The organism is Helicobacter pylori, assembly GCF_001998165.1.
GTDB classification, from domain to species: domain Bacteria; phylum Campylobacterota; class Campylobacteria; order Campylobacterales; family Helicobacteraceae; genus Helicobacter; species Helicobacter pylori_DL.
In genome coordinates this window covers 1-252 of record NZ_MTWR01000134.1, presented here as the reverse complement: position 1 = coordinate 252, position 252 = coordinate 1, and the positions used below count along the sequence as shown (strand labels likewise).

1 protein-coding gene is annotated in these 252 nt (G+C 42.1%); it reads right to left on the bottom strand.

All coding sequences use genetic code 11. The annotated features are described in order from the left end of the window. The coding region (locus BZK24_RS08540; RefSeq protein WP_143424415.1) for a hypothetical protein at positions 1-252 on the bottom strand (252 nt) is incomplete at both ends.

Here is a 252-nt window from a genome sequence, read left to right as displayed (position 1 = left end):
ATAAGGCGAAGTGGAATGGAGCAATTGCCCTAAATTAGTCTGTCTGAACATCTGGCAAGTATTATCCCCAACCGCGCATGGCTCTTTATAGCCATCGCCTCCAAACCACACCACGCTTTTAGTATTGGTTTGCCCTTCTTTGATCGCCCCCACAACGAGACTGCCTTGAGAAAAATGATAATTAGTCGTGTTAGAAAAATTATTGATGATCTTCATTAAACTCTTCCAATTGGCTTGGTTTAAAGTAATGCC